A 24,514-nucleotide genomic window follows, 5' to 3' on the forward strand; every position below is an offset into this window, starting at 1 on the left:
GGCTATGGCGGAAGCAGCATGGGCAGCTCTGACCGTAACTTTGGCGGTGGCATGAGCGGCAACTATGGTGGCGGCTACAGCCGTGGCACCGATAGCGACCGCAACTTTGGCAGCTCCTCCAGCTATGGCTCCGGTAACTACGGTTCCGGCAATTACGGCTCCTCCGGCAGCAGCTATGGCTCTTCGGGCTATGGCAACTTTGGCGGCTCCAGCCAGGACCGTAACCGGGACTGGGACCGCAACAGAGACCGGGACCACGACCGCGATCATGACCGTAACTTCCTGGAAAGAGCCACCGATCAGGTAAAATCCTGGTTTGGGGCAAATGAGGATGACGATCGGGATCGGGATCGGGACCGTAACCGCTATAACCGTGATCGTTACTAAGCAGTAACTTAAGTGGGTATACAGGCGCCGGCAAACAGGCCGGCCTGGCAGTGTCCGCAAGGCTTGTACCACAGCGTCTGTGTACCCTTTTTTTAACCTAAATTTTTTACCTAAACCCTTTACTTTTATGAGATACGAAGGAGATTATTCAAACAGAAACTACGATAACAGGTATGATCGTAACCGGGACTGGGACCGCGACAACGACCGCGACAGAGGCTTCTTTAACAAAGCCGGCGACGAAGTGCGCTCCTGGTTTGGTGATGATGAGGCTCAGCGCCGCCGGGAGCGGGACGACCGCTACGACCGCGACTCCAACAGAGACCGCAGCTGGGGCAGCAACTACGGCAGCGCCAACCGGGACTGGGATTCTGAGCGCAACTATGGACGTAATGCCGACCGCAACTATGGATCTTCCTATGGCAGCTCCAGCAGAAGCTGGGACCGCGATCGTGATCTAGACCGTAACCGCAGCAGCTTTGGCCGCAGTGGTATGGGCAGCTATGGCGGTAGCAATACCAGCGATTACCGTACCTACGGCAGCGAGTATGGCGGCTATAGCGACAGCACCAACTACAGCGGTGGTGGCGCAGCTATGACCGGGACCGGGATCGGGACCGCAACTGGGGTACTTCCGGCTACAGCACCTATGGCCGTAACCGGGACTGGGACCGTGACAACGACCGCGACAGAGGTTTCTTTAACAAAGCCGGCGACGAAGTGCGCTCCTGGTTTGGTGATGATGAAGCCGAGCGCCGCCGGGAGCGGGACGAACGCTACGATAACGACAGCAACCGTAATCGGGGCTGGGGTTCCGACAGCTACAACCGGGACCGCAGCAATTCCCGCTGGGATACCTACCGCTCTGACCGGGACCGCAACTATGGCCAGGGTGCCTATAACCGCGGCTATACCAATGACCGTGATTTCTTTTAAGCACAACTAGCATAGAGAAAAGACCGGCCCTGTAGGGTCGGTTTTTTTTGAGCCCTTTCTTTCTGCGGCAAGGGCCTGGGGCCTGAATATCCATTTTTGGCCAGTGCCGTATACATACCTATATACCCAACTAAATGAACTATGGCAGATAATAATAAACCCAAAGAAGATCCCCAGAACCATCAGCCCGACAATGCCGGGCTGCAAAATAAACTCACCGAAAAGCAGAGCCCGGCCGATTTTGACAAAGCCGGCCTAAGCGACGAGCAACGGGCCAATGTAAGCACCCAGGGCGGGGTAGACCGCCAGAGTGTAGGCGAGATCGGTACCAGCAAGCACCGGGAAAAGAACCGGATCCTGAACGAACAGGTGAAGGACAAAAAGGACTAAACAAAAAGACCGGCCCCAGGGCCGGTCTTTTTAGGTATTGAAAGCGGTGGTTTGCCGCAAACTGTTAACGGGCTACCATGAGCTTGCTGCTAAAGACAGCGCCGCTGGCGGTGGTCATCTTCACCAGGTACATGCCGGCCTTTAGCTGGCTTACATTCAGCTGCACGGAGCGCTGGCTACCAAACGCATCGGTTCCGGCATAGAGGCGCGCCACTTCCTGGCCAGCCAGCGAATATACCTTCACGGATGTATGTCCCTCTTCCAGCACCACAAAATCAATCTGTGCGGTAGTGCGCGCCAGCGATGGACGTACCTGCAGCTCGCTGCTGATGCTGATAAAGGAAGCACCAGCAGTGCTGATGGCCGTGCTACGACTGTTGGCTACGGTTTTGTCGGTAGTGCAGGCTTCTGCTGCAAAGCACTCACCCAGGCTTGCACCACGGTTCAGGTAGAACTCAACCAGCTGCTCGGGCAGGCATAGCTGAACAAATCTGGCTTTGGCCGGATTGGGCTGCCAGCAGAGCTGGATCTTATCCGTCTGGCAAGCGGTAGCAACGGCACACACCTCATAGCTTTCGGTAGCAGTATTGCCCCAGCTGTCTGCAACTGTTAATGTATAAGTGGTAGACGCTTCCGGACACACCTCCAGCTGGCTCTCCGCACCACCGGTACTCCAGCTGTAGGTATAGTCACCTTTGCCGCCACTGGCCTGCCCGCTTAGGGTAGTACAAGCTTCTGGCGCATAGCCGGCATACACCAGCTGGTCGCCAGTAATGGATACCGATAGCGGCGTATAAAACTCAAAGCGGGTAAGTACCGGCAGGTGATCGGAGGTAGTGTTGCCGTAATTCCAGATATAGCTGAATGGGATAATCAGGCTCTCAGAACCGGGCAGATAATTGTCGTACAGCTCGTTGCTGATGGCAATGTGGTCGATCACATTATCCTGTGTAATGAACGAGCGCAGGCCGGCCTCACTCAGGCTGGAGGTTACTACATTAAAGTCAGGAGCATCTACAAACAGGCTATAGGTAGAGGGACCGCCGCCAATGGACACATCCACATCATCGTTGTAGTCGCCCAGCAGAATGATATTGTCATTGGGGTAGTACCGGTCCAGGGTATCCTTTAGCGCCTGCACATCATAGCGGCGGCGGGTTAGGTCGGCTGAGGCAGAACCGGATTTAGCATGGATGTTGATCAGGCGAATGTGCTCGGTAATGCCTCCTATTGTAGCATCAACAGTCAGCATGTAGGGCAATCTGCCGCTGGACCAGAAGGAAGAAGGGCCGCTGCCAGGATAATTGTCCAGGGCTGTGCTTTCGCCGCTGCGGGCCTGATCATACATTTCCTCAAACAGTACCCGGGCACTCTGTACCGTTACTACTGCAGGATTGTAGATAAAACACACTTTTTGCTCCGGGAAGGTAGGATCAGGATCATTAAAGGAATAAGAGAAGCGATCGGAACAGATCAGGGCATAGCCCAGTTCATCTACCAGCTGTTGGAGCAGGGCCTCATCAGAGATCTCCTGTACGGCAATGATATCCGCATTGCTTGCCTGAATTAGCTTCTTTGCATTCTCCTTCTGAAGCTGCACATCCTGAGGGCCAAAAGTAGGGAGTGTTGAGCCAAAGAACTCCATGTTCCAGCTCATTACTTCCAGCGTAGTACTTACTGGTATATCGCTGCCTTCAGCTACGTATGGAGCGGTTCCGGGCAGGTCCTCGATGAAACGGGGAAGAATCTGAAGGGTTCCTCTGAAGCTGCCCACTACACCGGTTAGTGTTATGGCCTCCTGAGGTTTTAAACGACCTACAAGGCTTTCCACATCGCCATCAATGCGGATATCAATAGTACCAGTGCCATCGGATACCCGGTAGTTGCTTTCCGGAAAGAGCAGTCCCCGGGTATCGGCAAAGGTCACATTCTCAATCCTAACAAGCTGGCCTTCCAGATTTCTCAGACCGGCGATGGTGGTGAGAACAGGCTCTACGGTAGTGGTAGCTTCCAGCTTCTCTAGTTCGGTCACCTCTACCAGCTGTATCTGCTGGTTAAAGGCGCCAATGGAAGCCGTTACTTTCAGGCGATCGCCTATGGCAAAGTTTCCTTCCCCATGCACCTGGCTATCAAAGAGGGCGATACCCCCTGTGGCATCCTGGATAAAAGCAGGACCGCCAAGCTCACTACTTACTGTTAAGGTACCAGTAACAATCACCGGAGTACCCTGGGGTAACGTACGGGCTTGGGCAATGCTCACTTCCTGAGGTTCTACCGGCTCTTCGGGATCCGGCTCAGTGGTACCGCTGCCAAAGCTCTGGCCCGTATTGAGGCTGCCAAAGGTATTGGCAACTGGTCCTGTCCAGGTAAAATCTCCGTAGGCAGAACCACTACCGGTAAGCTGAAGGCTATGGCCAACGGGCGTGCCGGAGCCTTCTTTCAGGCCAATATCAGTGCTGGTCATACCATTGGCGGGGCCACCTACTGCAGTAAATGTGCCACCGTAGCTTAGGAACTGAATTACCGTATTTGATGGATCTACAAGAGCAATTCCGTCAGGATCTCCGTTTTGGATTCCATTTACTGGATAGGTAAAGCTTACAAAACCAAAGCCGGTACCATTTTGGTTAGTAACCTCTCCTGTTAGCAGTCTGGTGTTGTAAGCTGCTCCGTTTCCACCATTGTACAGCACAAGACTCCAGCCTTCCAGATTGGTGCCGGCGCTAGCGGCAAGCTCAATAGCTTCACCAGCATCAGTACCGGTATTGTCATAATGGATTTCATTGATGAAGACGATTGGAGTAGGAGAAAGAAGGGTCTGGCCGGCATTTACCCTGCTGTAGGTAGCAGCAACATTGGCTGTCCAGGTAAAGTCTGCATAGCTAACACCCGTACCGGTAAGTTGCAATGAGTTGCCAACAGGATCGGAGCCGGACTGAGAGACGCTAATATCGGTGCTGCTCATGCCAGCAGCTGGCCCGTTAGTAGCCACAAAGGTGCCTTCATAGCTTAGGAACTGTACCACCTGATCCTCTGCGTTCACAAGGGCAATACCATCGGGTGCGCCATTCTGAATGCCATTGGAAGGATACTCCACTAGCATGAACCCCCAGCCATTGGACGTGTTGGCGATGCTGCCACTAAGGGTTTGTGTGTTGTAACTACCCCCGCCGTTACCGTTGTAGAGGATGAGTTGCCAGCCAGTCAGATCAGTACCTGCTACTGCAGCAATTTCGATAGCTTCATCTATATCAGTGCCGGCATTATCATAATGGATTTCATTGATGAATACAGTGGTTGCGCCGATAGGAGTTGGCTGCTCGGGTTCTTCTGGTTCTTCCGGCTCAGGCTCCGGGTCGGGAGTGCCACCGCCAGTTCCAAAAGTTTGGTTGTTATTGGCGGCGCCAAAGGTATTGGCAGCTTCAGTAGCCCAGGTAAAATCAGCATATGTGGTGCCCGTGCCGGTGAGTTGAAGCGAATGGCCAATAGGACCATTTCCATTTTGATATACGCCGATATCAGTACTGGTCATGCCATCGGCAGCGCCACCTATGGCTGTCATTGTGCCTTCGTAGCTCAGAAACTGTACTACTGCTCCCGAAGCATCTACCAGGGCAATGCCGTCAGGGGCGCCATTCTGAATTCCATCAAAAGAATTTATGACTACGAAGCCAAATCCAGTACCTGGATCCGGTATTGAGCCAGTTAAGTTTTTGGTGTCATAAGCAGTGCCACCATTTCCGTTGTACAACACCAGCTTCCAGCCTGTAAGGTCGGTACCAGCCGGGCCGGCAATCTCAATAGCTTCCCCTACATCGGTGCTGACATTATCATAGTGAATCTCGTTGATGAAAACCGTTTGGGCAGTGACAGAATACGCCCCTGCCAGGAGGAGTAGCTGAAAAATCAAGCCTCGAAGGAGTAGATTTTTAATCATAAAGTACCTGGTTGGATTGGTTGAAATGCGTTCCAAATTAGACAATTTATCCCAAAATCAAGCGCTTACGAGGTTATGGAATTGTTATTTTGGTAAAAAAACCGCTGAACATTACATGAACGCTCTGGATATAAAGATCTGGGGCTGAACGCAGGCTGCTGCTGACTGCTTAACCTCCTGCTCTTTTTAGACGTTCGTATAAAACGTATGATATCAGTAAAAAAAGAATAGCATGAAAAAGTCAATCATCCTTCTGCTGCTCCTTATTGGTGGCGGACTTACGGCCTGTACCGAAAGCACAAAAGAGGGGGCACGCAACACCAACAGCAGCGACACTATCTCCATAGATACGCAAAGTGATCCGGGAACCGGGGCGCCCGATACTGCCAATCAGTACATGAACAGGGATACTACCGGCCAGACTACTCCCCGCACTGGAGGTACAGGGTCCGGTAGCGGAAGCAATCAGTAGTAAGTACATTAGGCCGAGGGGGGGGCAGTACCCCCTTTCAGCTGCTGCACATATTCGCTCAGGCCACCGGTGAAGACCCGCACATTGCGCGGGCCAAAGAAGCGCTCAAACTTCTGCTGGGCATATTCATCTTCATACAAGACAGCATCGATCTCTTTATGCCCCTCTTTTTTATGAGCCAGGCGAAGCTGCGCGCTTTTGATCAGGTGCTTGAATTCAAAGTCAGCCTCAGGCATGGAGTAGCCAATGAGCACCCACTTTTGGGCATTGGAGAGCAGATTTTCGGCCTCGTGCCAGATAGCTGAGTAGGCCGCGGTGCGAAAGGATTTTCTGAAACTGAAGGTCGCCACATGGGAGGTCAGATAGTTGCCACAGCTTCGGCAGCTATCATCCTCTTGCTGCATGTTCAGCAACTGGGCAAGCTCTTTTTCCGAGAGCTGATCATTTCCGTTGAACAGCTTAAAATCTGAGGGGAATAAGCCGATCTTTTTGTGCAGCGAGAGCTTTTCATCGACCTGGTAAAAAAGGGTTTCGCAGTTCTTGCAGTATACCCAGTTGCTGGACCCATGCATTTTGCAGATCTTGATGCCCTCCTGCTGATCGCCCCGGCGCTGGCTGTTCCAGTCATAGGAGGGGGTAATGTAGTTGATAAGCGCATCGGGCTGTAGCTTGGCCAGGTGCACTTCCAGCACAATATCCCAGTTCATCACCACAAAAGAGCACTCCCAGTCCTGGTAGTGGCGCAGCAGAAAATCAATGTCTTCGCAAAATTTGAACTGCTTGTCCAGGATCTGAAAGGTACGGTAAATGAGCATGCGCCGCAGGGCCTGTAGCCGCTCGGGCGAGTAGTAGATGCCCAGGTGCGTACCGGTACCGGCCGAAATATCAATGGAGGTAAACACATCTTCCAGCGCGGTGATCTCCCGCCCTTCTTCCCAGCCAAAGGTGGCCTTAAGAAAATCGGCAATGATGCGGCTAACGGCCCTATCCAGCGGACTGGAAAATTCTTCGGACGTAAGCAGAGGAGAAATTTCTGCCTGAACAGGGATATCGGCACATTTTGAAAAGCCGGCGCCCAGAATAAAGGCAACTTTTTTGGGGTTCTTGGGGGTGCTCATACTCGTACGCTAACCAACGATAAGAGCAGCAAGCAGGTTTAGGGAAAGGAGAAGAATTACCCCTTAGGCCTCCACAAAACGGGCCATGGCGGCAATGGCCCTGGCCGATTCCGGCATGAGGGGAAACATGGCCCAGTCGTGGAACAAGCCTTCCTCCTGCAAAAACGCCAGGGCTACGCCTGCCTGCTGCGCCTTTTGCCTGAAGAGCAGGCAGTCGGGATAGAAGATATCATGCGTACCAATGGCCAGAAACAGGGGTGGCAGGCCGGCCAGCTCGCCGTAGAGGGGGGAGATGTAGGGATGATCGGCAGCGGTAGTGCCGGCATAGCGCTGGCCAATGGCCTGCACCCCCTTGCGCACCAGCATGGCCTCTACCCCCTCCAGGGGGGTAATGGCAGGATTTTGCAGCTGCACATCCAGCCAGGGCGATAGCAGCACAAGTTTGGCCGGCAGCTTTTTCTGCTGGTCCTTTAGCTTCAGGCAGGTGCCCAGGCCCAGGCCCGCACCGGCCGAATCGCCCATAAAGCTGATCTCAAGCTCGGGATGCTCCTGCTGCAGGTGCTCATAGAGACGCAGGCATTCTTTAAAGGCGGCCGGAAAGGGGTGCTCGGGCGCCAGTTTGTAGTGCAGCAGTACCACCGGGCAGCCCGCTGCTTTGGCCATGCGCCCGGCCAGCGACCACTGCAGCAGGTGCGGGCCTCCTACATAGGAGCCGCCGTGCAGGTAGAGCAGCAGCCGCTTGCCGCGCTGCACCTTCGGAAAAATGTAGTGGTAGCGGATGTTGCCCAGCCACTCCTCCTGTAGCCGGCAAAAATGCACATGGGCTGGCAGGGGGGTGTGCACATTCATCTTGCGAAACCAGGCAACAGTTTTTTCCAGCGAACTGTTGGCTGCCGGTTTCTCAAAGGTGCGCAAAAAGAAGGCAAAAAGGCGGGCCGATACGCTGGGCATATACTACAGGGGGTTGAGAAGGGAGCAGATCAAAAATACACCTATTCCGGCTTGCTACACACGCCTGCTGAGCGGTATTCCACAGCTGCCCGGGCTGTGAGGATAAATGGATAAAAAGTGGGGCTAAACGGAAGGGGGTAGTTCCTGCTGCTCGGCCTTTTCCCGTATCCAGTTATAGATATCGTCTACATCCTGCCGGCGGCAAAGCTCGGAGCCGGGCGTCATGGTGGCGGCGGTGCCGGCGGCTACGCCCCAGCGGATCATGTCCCGCTGTGATTTGCCCAGGCTAAGGGCCAGGACCATACCGGCCACCATGCTATCGCCGGCCCCCACGGTGCTGTTTTGCTTTACAGTAGGGGGTACCACATACTCAATGTGTTCTTTGGTGGCCAGCATGGCGCCCCGCGGGCCCAGCGATACGGCCAGCATGCTGGCTTTGCCCTGGCTGATGAGCTCCCTGGCAATTTCTTCCTGCTCCAGGGCATTGATGTGGTCCTTGCCGGCCAGCTGGCTCAGCTCACTCAGGTTGGGTTTTAGCAGGCAGCCCCCTACTTCGGTCACCTTCTGCAGGGCCGGGCCCGAGGTGTCAATCACACAGCGGATGTTGCGCTCCCGCGCCATCTGGGCAATCTGTCCGTAAAAATCATCGGGAGCGCCGGGCGGCAGACTGCCGCTGGCCACCAGATACTTTACCTCTTGGGGCAGCTGGCGGATGACCTCCAGGCAGGCATCGAGCTCCTGCTGGCTTACGGCTTCGCCGGGCATGCCAAAGCGGTATTGCTTACCGCTGCTTTTTTCGTAGACCACAAAATTTTCGCGCGTAGGGCGTTTGCCTTCAATGCGGTGTTGCTGTATGCCCTCCTGCCGCAATAGCTCTTCCATTTTCTGGCCGGTATGCCCGCCGCCAATGTAAATACAGAGTGAATCGCCCCCCAGGTTTTTAAGAGCCCGGCTCACATTGATGCCCCCACCGCCAGGTTCCCAGGTAGGGGGGTCGCAGCGTAGTTTCTCTTCGGGCATTAGCCGCTCCAGCGCGCTGCTTTTGTCCAGGGCCGGGTTTAGGGTAAAGGTTACAATCTTTGCCATAGGCTATACTTATGTGGTGGCTGCTGATTCGCTAGTAGTCCGGATTAGTATAATGCAGCAAAGGCCCCGGTTGTTTTGGTGGGAGAGCAGGCCGGCAGCCCCGCACCCGCCAGAAGGGGGTGCTCCTGCTGCCGGCGCCTGCTGATGATGGTCTATTCCAGCTCTTTTTCTTCATCTGTTCCTTTGCTGCTGGTCATGACCACACAGGCCTGGCCCTGCCGGAGAAGCTGCTTTGTGCCCATCACCACTACCTCCAGCTCGGTAGTGTGGCCTTCTTCCAGGCAAATGCTCAGCTGCTGCTGGTTGATCTGCAGGCGCAGCCAATGGCCCCGGTACTGCACCCGCATCTGCACCTCGGGCATGGAAGCGGGCAGGCTGGGCGTTACGTGCAGCAGGTTGTTCTCAACTTCAAGCCCACAGTAGCAGCGCTGCACCAGGTCAACAGAGCCGGCCATGGCACCCAGGTGTATACCCTCCGGAGTGGTACCCCCCTGGATATCGCAAAAATCGCTTACCAGTACCTGCTCAAAATTCTTCCAGGATTTTTGCTGATCATAGCGGGCCAGCACCCAGGAAAATACCAGCCGGCTGAGGGTAGAGCCATGCGAGGTGCGCTCGGTATAGTAGACAATGTTGTTGTGAATACAGTCTGGCGAGAAGCCATAGCCCAGCTGCTGAAAGATCTCCCGCAGCTGCTGCTCGGTAAAGAGGTAGAACAGCATGAGCACATCGGCCTGTTTGCTGGCCTTGTAGCGGTTGATGCTAAGGCCTTCTTTTTCCAGAATACGGTCCAGACGGGCAATGTTGCTGTATTTTTGCCGGTACGCTTCCCAGGGAAATTCTTCCAGCAGTTCATAGCCCTCAAACTGGCTCAGGATGCCGGCCTTTGGGTCCAGGTAGGGCACATACATCCTACTGGCGATCTGCTGCCAGCGCTCCAGCTCTTTTTGGGTGATGTCCAGCTCGTGCATCAGCTCCTGCCGGCGGCTGATCTCCAGCGCCTGCAGTACATCGGTGGCGCGTTGCATCACCCAGGCGGCCATCACATTGGTATAGGCATTGTTGCTGAGGGCCTGCTGCCCGGGGGTTTTAAGGGGGTGGCCCTCGGGGTATTCGGTATGGTATTCATCGGGCCCTACTACCTGGCAGATCTCGAAGCGCTGGCGCTGCTCATTCCAGCTGGCTTTGCTGGACCAGTACTGGGCAATGCTCAGGAACAATTCGGCACCGTACTGGGAAAGAAACTGACGGTCGGCCGTAATGCAGTAATACGACCAGATGTTGTAGGCTATGGCAGCATTTACATGCCGCTGCAGGTGGGTGGTATCGGGCAGCCAGTTGCCCGACTCGGGGTTGAGGTGCATTACCTGGCTTTCTTCCCGGCCGTTGCTGCCGCTCTGCCAGGGAAACATGGCGCCGCGCTGGCCCTCCTGCCGGGCGGCGTAGCGGGCCTCATCCAGGCGGCGGTAGCGGTACAGCAGCAGGCTGCGGGTAATTTCCGGAAAGCGATAATTCAGAAAGGGGAAGATATAGAGCTCATCCCAGAAGATGTGGCCCCGATAGGCCTCGCCATGCAGGCCCCGGCTGGGCACTCCCACATCCAGCCCAATGGTGTGATAGGAGGTGGTTTGCAGCAGGTGAAAGATGTGCAGGTGCAGCATGCGCTCAGTATCGGGCCCGTTTTGCAGCCGGATGCTGCTGCGCCGCCAGAGCCGCTCCCAGGCCCGCAGGTGAAACTCCAGCAGCTGGGCAAAGCGGCCGCAGCGCTGAATGTCCTTGCAGGCCTCCAGGGTGGTTTCGCTGATGGCCTGGTCCCGGGAGGTGTATAGCGCCAAAATTTTCTCTACCGTAAGGCACTGGCCCTCGCTCACCGCTACCTCCAGCAGTTGCTCGATATAGCCCTCCTGCTGCTGAAGCTGGCGCAGGGGGGTAATTTCTTCGGCGCCACGGTACAGGCGGGTGCGGGCCGCCTGGGCCATGCGGATGCGGGACTGGCGGGTTTCTACCAGCAGCAGCAGGCTATCGGCCTGCGGCTGCTGAGTGAGCAGGGGGCGCAGGTGCCGGCTTTCCAGCTCGCTGTAGCGGTCTACCCCCTTGTTCTCCACCCGGCCATCCAGCGCAGTGCGGATGGTAAGGCGGCCCGACCAGTTTTCGGGCGTAAGCTGCCAGTGCAGGCCGGCCATGTGTTTGTGGGCCATGCTTACCAGGCGGCGGCTGTGCAGGTGGGTAATGCGCCCCTGCTGGTCTTTGATGCGGATATCCCGCTCCAGCACCCCTTTGTCAAGGTGCAGGGTTTGGGCAAAGCTGAGCACCTCCTGCTGCTGCAGATCCAGCCACTCGCCTCCCTCGGCCTTAAAGCTCAGGGGTAGCCAGTTGGGGAAGTTTACAAAATCTTCGTTTTCCAGTTCTTTGCCGGCCACCTCGGTTTTGGCCCGGTTGAAGCCGCCGGCCAGGTAGGTGCCGGGGTAGTGAGTGGCATCGGCCCCGGCCTCCTCGGCAGCGCCCCGGCTGGCAAAATAACCGTTGCCCAGGGTGCAGAGGGCTTCCCGCAGCTTTTGCGACTCGGGTTTCCAGCCATCATAGTGTATCTTCATTCCTTTTCTGCCAGTAGGGTATACAGCTCTTCCAGAAACAGACGCACCTGCTCCACATCGTCCAGCCGGTAGTGGGCCCAGGTTTTTTCGCCATGCTCGCCAGCCAGGATACCAATACCCCCTTCGTGCACTGCCTTAAGGCCGTCTTCATCGGTCAGGTCATCGCCCATAAAAATGGGCAGGGTGCGGGAGGGGTCCAGTTCCAGTTTTTTCAGGAGCCATTCCGTAGCCCGGCCTTTGTGCCAGTCGATGGAAGGCTTTAGTTCGATGATCTTTTTACCCCCTCCTTTTTTGAGCCCCTGGTGGCGGCTTAGCTCATTCTCCACTTCCTGGATCACCTGCTGCTCCTGGCCCTCGGCTACATTGCGGTAGTGTACGGCGATGGCGTATTTTTTTCGCTCGATCCATACCCCGGGTATATGGCCCAGGGCACTTTTGAGGTTCTGGGTGGCCTTGTCCAGGGCGGGCTGGGCCTTTTGTCCTTCTTCGTACTGCAGCGCCAGCCCCCCGGGCCCCTCAATATCAAAGCCATGGCTACCGGCATAGACTACCTGCTCCAGGCCCACCTTTTGCTGCACATCGGCCCTATCCCGCCCGCTGATAACGGTTACGGTGGTTTTCTGCGCCAGGCGGGCCAGCACATCTTTCATTTCGGCAGTAAGCAGGGCTTTGTCAGGGTCTTTTACAATGTGGGAGAGGGTGCCGTCATAGTCCAGAAAAAGCACAGGTTTGCGATTGGCCAGTTTCTGGCGGATGGCTTCTTTATGTTTCAGCGCATGGGGTAATTCACTGGCGGTACGGGGGCTTGGGTGCATGGGGCTGTTAGGGTTTAAGTTCGCTAAGGGTTTGAATTACGTGGTCGGCGCCGGCCTCTTTTAGGGCAGCGGCCTGTTGGGGCTTACGGGCTATGCCCACCACCCAGCCAAAGCTGCCCTTTTTTCCGGCTTCTACCCCGGCGCGGGCATCTTCTACCAGCAGGCAGTCGGCGGGTGGGTGGCCCAGCCGGCGGGCTGCTTCGATAAAAGTATCAGCTTGCGGCTTGCCGTCCAAATCCAGCTCAGCAGCCAGCAGGCCATCTACCTGTACCTGAAAGTAGTGGGCCAGCCCGCCGGCCTGTAGCACCTGGCTGGCGTTTTTGCTGGAGGTAACCACCGCCATGGGTAGTTGGCGCTCCTGCCAGTAGGCCAGCATGGGCAGTACATCCTCATAGACAGTGACCCCTTTTTTCTCCAACAGTTGCTGAAAAAGCTGATTCTTTCGCTTGCCCAGCCCCTGTATGGTGCGCTCTTCCGAGGGGTCGCCTTCGCTTCCTTCTGGCAGCGAAAGGTTTCGGCTCTTTAAAAAACTGCGGATTCCTTTCAGGCGCGGTTTGCCATCTACATAACGGGTATAGTCCTCTTCGGTAAAGGGTCTGTAGTCTTTCCCTTTTTGCTGCTCCAGAAAAGGGTTGAAAAGCTGCGTCCAGGCAGCCAGGTGCAGGCGTACGGTTTGCGTCAATACGCCATCCATGTCCAGGATTACCGCTTTATAAGGGGGTAGCTTCATGCAAGAGAGGTATGAAAAGCCGGGTTGGAGCTTATTCTATAGTGGATATAACCCGCAAGCGAATGAATGGTTGCCACAGCTGGTAGCTATAAGAAGGGGAACGGAGACTGCCGTCAGCAATAGTAGCCGGGGTATAAGATATATCATAATCTGCTCCTGGAAAGAAATAAAGAGAACACAAAGAGGCAAGTACAAGCCCATAGCTGATAAAAGTCATATTTCGGGCAGGTTTAGTTGCGTTTCTTGCTTCCTTACACCAACAACCCCTGATTGCTGATGCATACTCCCCTCCATTCCTTTCATATTCCTGTCATGGGCCTGGCCTTTACGGTCGATTCGCCCCTTAAAGTAGCCCGCTTTGGTATTTCATCGGCCGTATCGCTTTGTGATGATACCCTGCTGGAGCAGATGCGCCGCCACTACTGCGGGGAGTATGGGCTGCCCTTTGCCCCCATACACCCCTCTGCCCACGACTACCGCGCCCTGCGGATCACCGCCTATCTGAACCTGCTGGATAGCTTAACCCGGCAGCAGTTTGAGCAGCTGCGGAACGAAGCCTTTGCACCCGGTAGTGAGATCTGCCGCTATTTTGAACTGCTGCCCGAATCCAGCTCCCTCTACAGGGCTTACCGGCGCATGCTGGCCGAGCCTGAAGGGGAGGAGCGGCAGCGGCAGCAAGCCTGGCTACGCGGGCAGATGCGCCTTGGCAGCATTGATGTAAACATCATGACCAAGGTGGATAAAGCAAACTACAGTAAAGGGGGGGAGCTGCTGCCGCAGGAATATTCCGATGCACTGGCAGCCCTGCGGGGCTATGCTACAAGCAGCCTGTCTGGCTCCTCGCTCATCTTTTCGGCCGGGCTCAACCCGCGGCTGTACAGTTACCTGGAGCAGTTTGCCGCTTTTCTGCCGGATGCCGCCGGCACTCTTGCCAAAAAAGTAGTGATTAAGGTAAGCGATTACCGTTCGGCAGCCATACAGGGGCGCTTTCTGGCCAAAAAAGGCATTTGGGTGTCGGAGTTTCGGATTGAGTCGGGCCTGAACTGCGGCGGCCATGCCTTTGCCACCGAGGGGCTGCTGATGGGGCCTATTCTGGAAGAATTCAAAGCCAACCGCCAGGCACTGGCGGCCGAGCTCTACGCCATGGTACAGCAGGTACTGCAGGCCAAAGGGGTGCCGCTGCCCGAGCAGGCGCCCGAGCAGCGGCTTACGGTGCAGGGCGGCCTGGGTACCGCCGGCGAGCAGGCTTTTTTGCAGGCCTACTACCAGGTAGACGCCACCGGCTGGGGTACCCCCTTTCTGCTGGTGCCCGAAGCCACTACCGTAGACGAGCCCACCCTGCAGAAACTGGTAAAGGCCGAAAAGAAAGACCTCTACCTAAGCCCGATCTCCCCCCTGGGGGTCCCCTTCAACAGCCTGCGGGACTGCTCAGCCACCCTGGAGAGGGAAGAACGCATCCGCAAGGGGGCGCCCGGAAGCCCCTGCATCAAAAAGCACCTGGTCTCCAATACCGAATTTACCGAGCAGCCCATCTGTACCGCCTCGCAGGAATACCAGAGCAGGAAGATTGAGGAACTGGACAAGCAACAGCTGGCCCCTGCCGCTCATCAGCAGGCCTTTGATGCCATTACGGCTAGGGAGTGCCTGTGTGTGGGGCTGGCCAATTCTGCCCTGATGATCCACAAGCTGGTGAAGAAGACTAAAGCCGTCAGCATCTGCCCCGGACCTAACCTGGCCTATTTCTCCCGGATTTTTAGCCTGGAAGAACTGGTGGGCCATATCTATGGCAAGATCAATGTGCTGAAGGGGGTACAGCGGCCCAGTGTATTTGTCAATGAGCTGCAGCTCTACATCGACTATCTGGAAAAACAGCTAAGCACCAGCCTGGCCGGCGCTACGGCCAAACAGCTAAAATCCCTGGCCAGCTTTAAGGCCAACCTGCTGGAAGGCATTGAGTATTACATGGACCTGGCGCCTGCCTTCAGCGCCTATGCCGAGCCGGCCAGCAACATGCTGGAAGAGCTCAAAGGGCTAAAGCAGCGAGTTTTTGGCCTGCAGGTGCAGGAAGGGGCGCTGGTGTAAATTTTCAGCACCTCGCATTCACTAGAGTATTGATGCGTTCTCCTTAGGCGGTCTTACACACCGGCTGGGGAGAACGCATTTTTTTATCCGAAAGGGTAGGCGAACAGAGCTTCTCCCCGAAAATGGGCATTGGCTATGCCCCCAGCCACCGCAAAAGCAGCCACAGTGCTCCCAGCAGCAGCAGGGCGGTGCCGTAGTACTGCAGCACGCGGCGGCGGTTCTGGTAATCGAGCCACCAGAGCACAATCACGGGGCGCCACAGGCCCAGCAGTACGCCCAGGGCAGCCAGGGCAAGAGAAATCATCAGAAGCAGCTTAAAAACAGCCATATGCAAAAAAGCACTGCCCGGGTAAGGGGCAGCGCTTTAGATATAATGGAAAAAGACGATTTAGAGCGTACGCTTTACTTCTTTTGTGGTAAAGCCTTCTATGTTGTCGCCTTCCCGGATATCGTGGAAGTTTTTGATGCTGATACCGCACTCGTAGCCCTGCTTCACCTCGCCCACGTCGTCTTTGAAACGCTTGAGGGCATCGATATCGCCGGTATAGACTACAATACCATCGCGTACCAGGCGCACCTTGTTGTTGCGCTTGATAAAGCCTTCGGTGATCATACAGCCTGCCACGGTACCAATCTTGGAGATCTTGAATACTTCGCGCACCTGGGCATTGCCGGTGATCACTTCTTCTACCGTTGGGGCAAGCATGCCTTCCATGGCATCCTTTACCTCGTTGATGGCGTCGTAAATGATGGAGTACAGACGTACCTCGATCTCTTCCTGCTCGGCCAGTTTGCGGGCCGTTGGGGAAGGACGTACCTGGAAGCCAATCACAATGGCATCCGAGGCGGAGGCAAGCAGAATATCGGATTCCGAGATCTGGCCTACCGCTTTGTGGATGATATTTACCTGTACCTCTTCGGTAGACAGTTTCAGTAAGGAGTCGGATAGGGCCTCGATAGAGCCGTCCACGTCACCTTTAACAATCACATTCAGCTCCTTGAAGGTACCAATGGCCAGACGGCGGCCGATCTCATCCAGGGTAATGTGTTTCTTGGTGCGCATGCTCTGCTCCCGCATCAGCTGCTCCCGCTTGGTGGCTACTTCGCGTGCTTCACGGTCGGTTTCCATTACCTGGAATTTATCGCCCGCCTGCGGAGCACCGCTCAGGCCCAGCATCTGCACAGGGCTGGAAGGACCTACCTTTTTGATGCGCTGGCCCAGGTGGTTGAACATGGCCTTTACCTTGCCATAGTGATGGCCGGCCAGTACAATATCACCAATCTGGAGTGTACCGGTCTGCACCAGCAGGGTGGTTACATAGCCACGGCCTTTATCCAGCGTAGCTTCAATAACGGTACCGGAGGCGGCACGGTCGGGGTTGGCTTTCAGCTCGAGCAGTTCTGCTTCCAGCAGTACTTTCTCCAGCAGGTCGTCTACGCCCTGGCCGGTCTTGGCCGAAATTTCCTGGCACTGGTATTTACCCCCCCAGTCTTCTACCAGTATGTTGATCTGCGACAGCTCTTCCCGGATCTTGTCGGGGTTGGCATTGGGCTTATCCACCTTGTTGATGGCAATGACGATAGGTACACCGGCTACCTGGGCGTGGTTAATGGCCTCCTTGGTCTGGGGCATTACCGCGTCGTCGGCCGCTACCACAATAATTACAATATCGGTTACCTTGGCACCACGGGCACGCATGGCCGTAAAGGCTTCGTGGCCCGGTGTATCCAGGAAGGCAATGCGTTTGCCGCTATCGGTGGTTACATCATAGGCACCAATGTGCTGGGTAATACCACCGGCCTCGCCGGCAGCTACCTTGGCATCGCGGATATAGTCAAGAAGTGAGGTTTTACCGTGGTCTACGTGGCCCATGATGGTTACAATAGGCGCACGGTCTTTCAGATCTTCCGGAGCATCAACTTCTTCGGTGATTTCGGTATCGTCGTCGGTAGAGAATTCCACATCGTAGCCAAACTCATCGGCAATTACGGTGATGGCTTCTGCATCCAGACGCTGGTTGATGGAGACGAACATGCCCAGCCCCATACAGGTAGAGATGATCTCGTTTACCGATACATCCATGAGCGATGCCAGGTCGTTGGCCGAGATAAACTCGGTTACCTTCAGTGTTTTGGCATCTTCCTGCTCCTGCATCATGCGCTCGTTTTCCGCATCGGCAGCGGCAGAGCGCTTATCGCGGCGGTATTTGGCGCGGTTGCTGGTGCGGCCCCCTTTGCCACCACCGCTCAGGCGGGCAAGGGTTTCCTTGATCTGCTCCTGGATCTGCTTATCGGTAAGCTCTTCTTTGGGCGCTCTTGGCGAGGGGGCTCCTGGACGGCTGCCAGGACCACGACCCGGGCCTCCCGGACCACGGCCCGGACCACCGGGACCACGACCTGGGCCAGCGGGGCCTCTGCCCGGACCACCAGGACCGCGCTGCTGACCGCCGGGGCCGGCCTGGCCACCACGGAAAAGCTTGTCGGTTTTGGATTCGCCGGTAGCGGCTGTGCCCTGCGGAGCATCGCCAGGCTGTGCAATGCGCTTGCGCAGGCGTTTTTTCTTCTTCCGGTCGTCAGAAGACGCAACGGGTTTGTCTTTTTTACCACCACGGCCCCGATCGGCGGGCAGCTCTATTTTACCCAGAACGGTAAGGCCTTTGAGCGACTCGGCCTTGGCCTGGATCACCTTATCTTCCGGCGCCTCTGGCTTGGCCGCGGGCTGCTCATCGGCTTTAGGGGTGGCAGGGGGTGGTGTAGCGGCGGCAGGCTGCTGAGGGGCGGCCTGTGGCGCAGCGGCTTGCGGAGCGGCTGGCTTGGCCTCGGGCGCAGCGGGCGCCTCTGGCTGCACTGCTTTTGGTGCAGCAGGCTTGGGGCTATCCGGGGCCGGGCTTTCGGCTTTAGGCGCTATGTACTGCTCTTTGGCAGGGGTAGCGGCTTCCTGAGCGGCCGGATTTACCGGTTTAGAAGGCGTAAGTTCTTCTGAGCGGGGGGCAGGGGCAGGCGTTTGGGCGGCTGGCTGAGCAGGTTTGGCGGGCTGCTCTTCTTTTTTGGCGGCGGGTTTGTCCAGGTCTATTTTGCCTAACACCTTTAGCCCTCCCAGTTTGGGACGGCTTACATTTGAATCATCGCTGTCTGCTGCCTCTTCAGCAGCAGGGGCGGCCGGGCGCGGAGGCTCGGGCGCTTTGGGCGGCTCTGGCCGTGGGGCAGCAGGGCGCGCAGGCTCACTTTTTGCAAAGTTGCCTTTGATATAGATCTGATCATCGTCGTCGGCAGAGGAGCCGGAGGGCTCGTCGCTGTCCGCATCGATCACCACGTTCTGATTGCTTTTTCTGCCGATCGAGAGGCTGTGGGCCTCTTCCTTATCCATGGCAGAAGACGCAAACTCGCGCTCAAGCACCCGGTATTGGTCTCCGGAGATCTTGGCGTTGGGGTTATTTTCTACTTCATGGCCTTTTTTTTCCAGAAACTCAATAATGGTGTCTTTGCCAATATTGAGTTTCCTGGCCACCTGGCCTAGCCTCATCATTTTATCATCTGCCATATTCCGCTGCCTTCTTTCTCTTTTTTTGGTTAAGGTTCGGGCGTAGTATTATTCAAATTCCTGGCGTAGTACCTGCTGCACGTTCTCGATGGTTTCTTCTTCCAGATCGGTACGGCGGAGCAGGTCTTCTTTTGAGAGAACAAGCACACTTTTGGCGGTGTCGAGTCCTACACGGCGCAATTCGTCGATCACCCACTGTTCGATTTCGTCGTTGAACTCTTCCAGTGCAACGTCTTCATCGTCTATGGTATCTACATCACGGAACACATCTATTTCCAGATCTACCAGGCGGCTGGCCAGCTTGATGTTCTGGCCGCCACGGCCAATGGCCAGTGATACCTGGTCGGGTTTCAGATACACGGATACACGTCCGTTCTCCTCGTCCACCTTCATGTTGCTGATCTTGGCCGGGCTTAGCGCACGGGAGATGAACAGCTCTTTGTTCTCGGTAAAGTTGATAACATCGATGTTCTCGTTCTGCAATTCACGCACAATGCTGTGAATGCGCGAGCCCTTCATGCCCACACAGGCACCTACGGGATCGATGCGATCGTCGAAGCTTTCTACAGCCACTTTGGCGCGCTCGCCGGGCTCGCGTACCACATTGCGGATCACGATCTGCTCGTCGTAGATCTCGGGTACTTCGGCCTCAAACAGGCGCTCCAGGAATACAGGCGAGGTACGGCTCAGGATAATGCGGGGGGTACCATTTACCATTTCCACGCGGTGAATGACGGCCTTGGCCGTATCGCCCTTGCGGAAGCGGTCTTTGGGGATCTGCTCGCCCTTAGGCAGGATCAGCTCATTGCCCTCCCCATCCAGCATGAGTACCTCACGGCCCAGCACCTGGTATATTTCGGCGGTGATCATCTCACCCACCATGTCTTTATATTTCTGGAAAAGAATTTCTTTTTCCAGGTCTTTTACTTTTTGGATCAGGGTCTGGCGTGCGGTAAGTACCGCCCGGCGACCAAAGTCTTCCAGCTTAACTTCTTCGGCTACTTCTTCGCCAATCTCAAAGTCAGGCTCAATTTTCTGTGCTTCCGACAGGCTTATCTTATCATGGTCCCAGATGTCTTCGGAATTGTCATCCACAATTTCCCGGAAACGCCAGATCTCCAAGTCGCCTTTTTCGGCGTTGATGATAATGTCAAAGTTGTCGTCGGTGCTATACTTTTTGCGGATCATTGTCCGGAATACATCCTCCAGGATCCGGATCATGGTAGGCCGGTCGATGTTCTTGCGCTTGGCAAACTCGGCAAAATTTTCTATTAACGTTCCGCTGCTCATCTTATTAAGAGAATGACACTAATACACTCACAGTTTTAATGCTATCGTGGGGGATTACCACTTCCTGGTACTGGGTCAGTTTTTTCACCTTGGTTTCCGCATTCAGGCGGATGCCCTCGCTGCTGATTTCCAGCAGCGGGCCGATTACTTCAGATCCGTCGTTTTTAAGCACCTTTAGCCGGCGTCCCACATGCTTGGCATACTGCCGCTGAAACTTCAGGGGAAAATCCACACCCGGTGAGGAAACCTCCAGAAACCAGGCCCCCTCAAAGAGGTCCTTGCCTTCCAGTTCGGCAGAGATCTTACGACTCAACTGTGCACACTGGTCAATGGTTACGCTCTGGTCGCCATCAATCAGTACCAGTACTTTCTGACGCCGGGCCGAACCCGTCACCACCACTTCTACCAGAAACAGCTCGGGCTGATCCTGTAAAAATTGCTGGGCCAGGGCGGTGATATGCTTTTTTATATCCATGCGTCGTATGCGTAAAGAAAAGAGGGGACTTCAATTGTCCCCTCTGCTCGAGAAACGCTTATTTAGCGGCAAAATTAATATTTTTCGGATTCTAAAACAACTTTTTAATAAGAATAAGCCATTTTGAGCAATCGGCCGCTGCTTTTAGAAGAAAGCTTGCCAATTTAGACCGTAACCAGTGGCCCAATCCGGGGATAAACTACTGCTGAATAACAGCTTTTGCTGAAAACTTGGTTCACTTGGTAGCCTATTTTCTCCATTAGTCCCTTATTTTTGCAAAAAAACTGCTTTTCCTGCTGCGGCAGGCGCCGGGCCCTGTGCCCGCTGGTCAATACCGTTTCATATTGTAGCCCTGCATGATACCACCCCTTCGTGTTTTTAATACCCTTAGCCGGCAAAAAGAAGTATTTGAGCCCCTGAACGCCCCTCTGGTGGGCATGTACGTATGCGGCCCCACCGTCTACAGCGATGTGCACCTGGGCAATGTGCGTACCTTTCTAAGCTTTGATGTGATCTACCGCTACCTGAAGCAGCAGGGGTATAAGGTGCGCTATGTACGCAACATTACCGATGTAGGGCACCTCACCGGCGATCAGGACCAGGGCGAGGACAAAATTGCCAAAAAAGCCCGCCTGGAGCAGCTGGAACCCATGGAGGTGGTGCAGCGCTATACCAACGGCTTTCATGAGGTGATGCAGCTGTTTAACATTCTGCCGCCCAGCATAGAGCCTACCGCCACCGGCCATATTGTGGAGCAGATTGCCCTTACCCAGCGCCTGCTGGCGGCCGGCCTGGCCTATGAGATGGGGGGGCTCAGTGTATTTTGATGTGGCCAAATACAACAAAGAGCACCACTACGGCAAGCTCAGCGGCCGCAACATTGAGGAGCTGATCGCCAATACCCGGGAGCTGGAGGGGCAGGAAGAAAAGCGCAATGCCGCCGACTTTGCCCTCTGGAAAAAAGCGCAGCCCGAGCACCTTATGCGCTGGCCCTCCCCCTGGGGTCCGGGCTTTCCGGGCTGGCACCTGGAGTGTACCGTCATGAGCACCAAGTACCTGGGCGAGCAGTTTGACATCCACGGCGGGGGCATGGACCTGAAATTTCCGCACCACGAGTGCGAGATTGCCCAGTCGGTAGGCGACTGTGGCAAAGAGCCAGCCAAATACTGGCTGCACACCAATATGGTGACCCTTAATGGCCAGAAAATGAGCAAGAGCCTGGGCAACAGCATTCTGCCCTCGGAATTCATAAGCGGCAGCCACCCCCTGCTGGACCAGGCCTACAGCCCCATGGTACTGCGCTTTTTTATGCTGCAAAGCCACTATGCCAGCACGCTGGATATTAGCATAGAAGCCCTGCAGGCCGCCAAAAGGGGATACCTGAAGCTCATGAATGGCCTGCGGGTGCTGCGCAATTTAGACTACCAGCCCCAGGAGGGCGTTTCTGTAAATGAAAAGGGCGCACAACAGGTAGCGGGCCTCTGCGACAACTGCTATAGGTCCATGAACGATGATTTTAACACCGCCCAAACCATCGGCCACCTCTTTAATCTGGTAAAGAAAATAAACGCCCTGCAGACCGGCCAGCTGAGTACCGCCGAGCTGGGGGAGCAGACCTTTACCCGCATGAAGGAAACCGTGCTGCTCTTTACCGAAGAGGTGCTGGGCCTGCGCGAAGAAGCCCACCTGAAGCCCGAAAACCTGCTGGATGCTCTGCTGGACCTCTACCGCCAGGCCAAGGAAGCCAAAGACTATGAGCGGGTAGACCAGATCCGGGCCCACCTGCGCAAGAGCGGGGTGGTGGTAAAAGACATGAAACAGGGCATCGACTGGGCCTACGAAGAATAAGCGCTAAACGCAACCTATCATTATCGCATGAACTTACACAAACTGTACCTGCCGGCCCTTCTGGTCCTGATGCTGATGAACGCCTGCGGCGGAAATGGACGGGACTATGTGGCCGATCAGCCGGCGGCACCCGTGGTAAGCCGGCTGGAGGGGGTAACCGTTCCGGCCTTCAATGCCGATTCGGCCTATGAATTTATAGCCCGGCAGGTGGCTTTTGGGCCCCGCGTACCCAATACGGCAGCCCACCGGCAGGCCGGCGATTACTTTATTGCCAAATTCAGGGAATACGGAGCCGAGGTGCAGGTGCAGGAATTTACCGCCGAGGCCTTTGACGGCACCCGCCTGGAGCTGCGCAACATCATTGCCAGCTACAACCCTGGTGCCAGCAAGCGCGTGCTGCTGGCAGCCCATTGGGATACCCGTCCCTTTGCCGATAAGGATCTGGACCCCGAAAACCACTATACCCCCATTGATGGCGCCAATGACGGCGGCAGCGGCGTAGGCGTGCTGCTGGAAATAGCCCGCCTGCTGAATGAAGGCAATCTGCCACAGGTAGGGGTAGATATTATTCTGTACGATGGCGAAGATTACGGCGAGCATGAGCAGATGAACCAGCGCCAGCTGGATCGCAAAAAAGTGTACTGGTGCCTGGGCTCGCAGTACTGGGCCCGCAACAAACACAAGGCCGGCTATACGGCCTATTTTGGCATACTGCTGGATATGGTAGGGGCTAAAAATGCGGCCTTCTACCGCGAGGGCTATTCCCGCGAATATGCCCCCTCGGTGGTGAAACGCGTATGGGCCTGGGGCAATGAGCTGGGGCATGGGCGCTACTTCCGCTTTGAGAATAGCGAGGCCATCACCGACGACCATGTGTACATGAACCAGGCGGGGGTGCCCTCTATCGATATTATCGAATTTGATCCGGGCTCCGAGTTTTACTTTGGCAACTACCACCATACCCTGGAGGATACCATGGACATTATCAGCCGCGAAACCCTGAAAGCCGTGGGCGAAACGGTGCTGCATGTAGTCTACCATGAGCAGGGGCCTGCGAGTTAAGGTCCCTCTTATACAGCCCTGTACCCCTTACCAGTCAGCGCCATGTTTCCGGAACATATTCTTGCCCATATCAACACCCATACCCTTTGCGGCATCCGGGCAGGAACAGAGCCGCGCGCTTTTCTCAACATCTGGATGGTGGTAGTGGAGAATAGGGTATTTGCCCGCTCCTGGGGGCTTAGTGAGCGCAGCTGGTACGGAGCCTTTTTGCAGCAGGGAGTAGGCGCTATCCAGTGCGGTGAAAAGGAAGTGCCCGTGCTGGGCCGCATCCCGGCTGATCTGGAGCCGCTGGGCGAAAAGATCAACCAGGCCTACCTGCAAAAGTATACCTCCGAGCATAACCGGCCCTATGCCCAGGGCATTACCCAGCCAGACCATATGGCCAGAACGCTGGAGCTGCTACCCCTTCCGGCCTGAGCCGCGGCATACACTACCCTGCTGACGGATGGGGCTGTAGGATTTCCCCCCAAAACACATTTTTAGTGTTATAGCGATTGCGTATCTTTCTGCACGGAAAAGACCGCGCGTGGCGTTATAAGCTGCAGGGAGTCTGTCTGTTAACGCTATGGCACACGATAAAGACGCACTTGAACAGCTGCTGCACCGGCTGGAGGGGCTTGCTGCCCGGCAGGCACAGGTGCAGCAGGAAATTCAGGCCCTGCGCCGGGAAATCGACTGGCTTAAGGTGAACGAGGCTACTCCACCAGCCTCTCCGGAAGCTGGCGGCGGGCAGGCCGGCTCTGCTAGGAACCGACCCCCCTTCGCCCAGCCCAAAACGCAGCCCAGGAGCCAACGGTCCC

The 24,514-nt window shown here is 55.7% G+C and carries 17 protein-coding genes and 4 pseudogenes; 10 read left to right on the forward strand and 11 right to left on the reverse strand.

Going from position 1 to position 24,514, the window contains the following annotated elements:
* From ADICEAN_RS22660 to ADICEAN_RS12590, 4 genes and pseudogenes are all read left to right on the forward strand, one after another.
* Positions 1–387: pseudogene (locus ADICEAN_RS22660) on the forward strand (SWFGD domain-containing protein); the annotation flags it as partial.
* Positions 388–514: 127 nt separating this feature from the next.
* Positions 515–670: pseudogene (locus ADICEAN_RS23900) on the forward strand (SWFGD domain-containing protein); the annotation flags it as partial.
* Positions 671–1,083: 413 nt separating this feature from the next.
* Positions 1,084–1,323 (forward strand): annotated as a pseudogene (locus ADICEAN_RS23270) (SWFGD domain-containing protein); the annotation flags it as partial.
* A 141-nt stretch (positions 1,324–1,464) separates the two neighbouring features.
* A complete protein-coding gene (locus ADICEAN_RS12590) occupies positions 1,465–1,713 on the forward strand; it encodes a hypothetical protein (RefSeq protein ID WP_009195989.1) in 249 nt (82 codons plus the stop codon).
* 64 nt (positions 1,714–1,777) lie between these two features.
* On the opposite strand, the gene ADICEAN_RS12595 is transcribed toward ADICEAN_RS12590, so the two are convergent.
* The gene (locus ADICEAN_RS12595; protein WP_009195990.1) at positions 1,778–5,650 is read right to left on the reverse strand and encodes a DUF5689 domain-containing protein; all 3,873 of its coding nucleotides are present in this window, start codon (positions 5,648–5,650) and stop codon (positions 1,778–1,780) included.
* A gap of 232 nt (positions 5,651–5,882) precedes the next feature.
* Here ADICEAN_RS12595 and ADICEAN_RS12600 point away from each other — a divergent pair, with 232 nt between their 5' ends.
* Positions 5,883–6,122 (forward strand): hypothetical protein, encoded by a 240-nt coding sequence (locus ADICEAN_RS12600; protein WP_009195991.1) that lies wholly within the window; start codon positions 5,883–5,885, stop codon positions 6,120–6,122.
* A gap of 8 nt (positions 6,123–6,130) precedes the next feature.
* On the opposite strand, the gene ADICEAN_RS12605 is transcribed toward ADICEAN_RS12600, so the two are convergent.
* The 6 genes from ADICEAN_RS12605 to ADICEAN_RS21915 form a co-directional block, all read right to left on the reverse strand.
* A complete protein-coding gene (locus ADICEAN_RS12605) occupies positions 6,131–7,240 on the reverse strand; it encodes a hypothetical protein (protein ID WP_009195992.1) in 1,110 nt (369 codons plus the stop codon).
* 63 nt (positions 7,241–7,303) lie between these two features.
* Positions 7,304–8,191, reverse strand: a complete 888-nt coding sequence (locus ADICEAN_RS12610; protein WP_009195993.1) for an alpha/beta hydrolase — start codon at positions 8,189–8,191, stop codon at positions 7,304–7,306.
* A 123-nt stretch (positions 8,192–8,314) separates the two neighbouring features.
* Entirely contained in the window at positions 8,315–9,277 is a 963-nt protein-coding gene (locus ADICEAN_RS12615; protein ID WP_009195994.1) for a 1-phosphofructokinase family hexose kinase, read from the reverse strand.
* 152 nt (positions 9,278–9,429) lie between these two features.
* Positions 9,430–11,871: a glycoside hydrolase family 65 protein gene (locus ADICEAN_RS21905; RefSeq protein WP_009195995.1), complete on the reverse strand. Its 2,442-nt coding sequence runs from the start codon at positions 11,869–11,871 to the stop codon at positions 9,430–9,432.
* A complete protein-coding gene (gene otsB / locus ADICEAN_RS21910) occupies positions 11,868–12,686 on the reverse strand; it encodes a trehalose-phosphatase (protein WP_009195996.1) in 819 nt (272 codons plus the stop codon). The genes ADICEAN_RS21905 and otsB overlap by 4 nt, the downstream gene beginning before the upstream one ends.
* Positions 12,687–12,693: 7 nt before the next feature.
* Entirely contained in the window at positions 12,694–13,416 is a 723-nt protein-coding gene (locus ADICEAN_RS21915) for an HAD family hydrolase (RefSeq protein ID WP_009195997.1), read from the reverse strand.
* A gap of 276 nt (positions 13,417–13,692) precedes the next feature.
* Here ADICEAN_RS21915 and ADICEAN_RS12635 point away from each other — a divergent pair, with 276 nt between their 5' ends.
* Positions 13,693–15,498, forward strand: coding sequence for a hypothetical protein (locus ADICEAN_RS12635; protein WP_040397066.1), 1,806 nt, complete (start codon positions 13,693–13,695; stop codon positions 15,496–15,498).
* 133 nt (positions 15,499–15,631) lie between these two features.
* On the opposite strand, the gene ADICEAN_RS12640 is transcribed toward ADICEAN_RS12635, so the two are convergent.
* The 4 genes from ADICEAN_RS12640 to ADICEAN_RS12655 all read right to left on the reverse strand — a co-directional run bounded on the left by ADICEAN_RS12640 (position 15,632) and on the right by ADICEAN_RS12655 (position 20,804).
* Positions 15,632–15,802 carry a hypothetical protein gene (locus tag ADICEAN_RS12640; protein WP_236612910.1) on the reverse strand — a complete coding sequence of 57 codons (171 nt, stop codon included), beginning with the start codon at positions 15,800–15,802 and terminating at the stop codon, positions 15,632–15,634.
* Positions 15,803–15,886: 84 nt separating this feature from the next.
* Positions 15,887–19,039: a translation initiation factor IF-2 gene (gene infB / locus ADICEAN_RS12645; RefSeq protein WP_009196000.1), complete on the reverse strand. Its 3,153-nt coding sequence runs from the start codon at positions 19,037–19,039 to the stop codon at positions 15,887–15,889.
* A 48-nt stretch (positions 19,040–19,087) separates the two neighbouring features.
* Positions 19,088–20,329, reverse strand: coding sequence for a transcription termination factor NusA (nusA, locus tag ADICEAN_RS12650; RefSeq protein WP_009196001.1), 1,242 nt, complete (start codon positions 20,327–20,329; stop codon positions 19,088–19,090).
* A 4-nt stretch (positions 20,330–20,333) separates the two neighbouring features.
* Positions 20,334–20,804 (reverse strand): ribosome maturation factor RimP, encoded by a 471-nt coding sequence (locus ADICEAN_RS12655; RefSeq protein WP_009196002.1) that lies wholly within the window; start codon positions 20,802–20,804, stop codon positions 20,334–20,336.
* A gap of 356 nt (positions 20,805–21,160) precedes the next feature.
* Here ADICEAN_RS12655 and cysS point away from each other — a divergent pair.
* The 4 genes and pseudogenes from cysS to ADICEAN_RS12675 all read left to right on the forward strand — a co-directional run.
* A pseudogene (cysS, locus tag ADICEAN_RS12660) lies at positions 21,161–22,652 on the forward strand (cysteine--tRNA ligase).
* A gap of 27 nt (positions 22,653–22,679) precedes the next feature.
* The gene (locus ADICEAN_RS12665; RefSeq protein ID WP_009196005.1) at positions 22,680–23,714 is read left to right on the forward strand and encodes a M28 family peptidase; all 1,035 of its coding nucleotides are present in this window, start codon (positions 22,680–22,682) and stop codon (positions 23,712–23,714) included.
* A gap of 42 nt (positions 23,715–23,756) precedes the next feature.
* Positions 23,757–24,131 carry a DUF2255 family protein gene (locus ADICEAN_RS12670; protein WP_009196006.1) on the forward strand — a complete coding sequence of 125 codons (375 nt, stop codon included), beginning with the start codon at positions 23,757–23,759 and terminating at the stop codon, positions 24,129–24,131.
* A gap of 148 nt (positions 24,132–24,279) precedes the next feature.
* Positions 24,280–24,514: hypothetical protein (locus tag ADICEAN_RS12675; RefSeq protein WP_040397058.1), on the forward strand; the 235-nt coding region annotated here is incomplete at its 3' end.

Source organism: Cesiribacter andamanensis AMV16, assembly GCF_000348925.1.
GTDB lineage: Bacteria > Bacteroidota > Bacteroidia > Cytophagales > Cyclobacteriaceae > Cesiribacter > Cesiribacter andamanensis.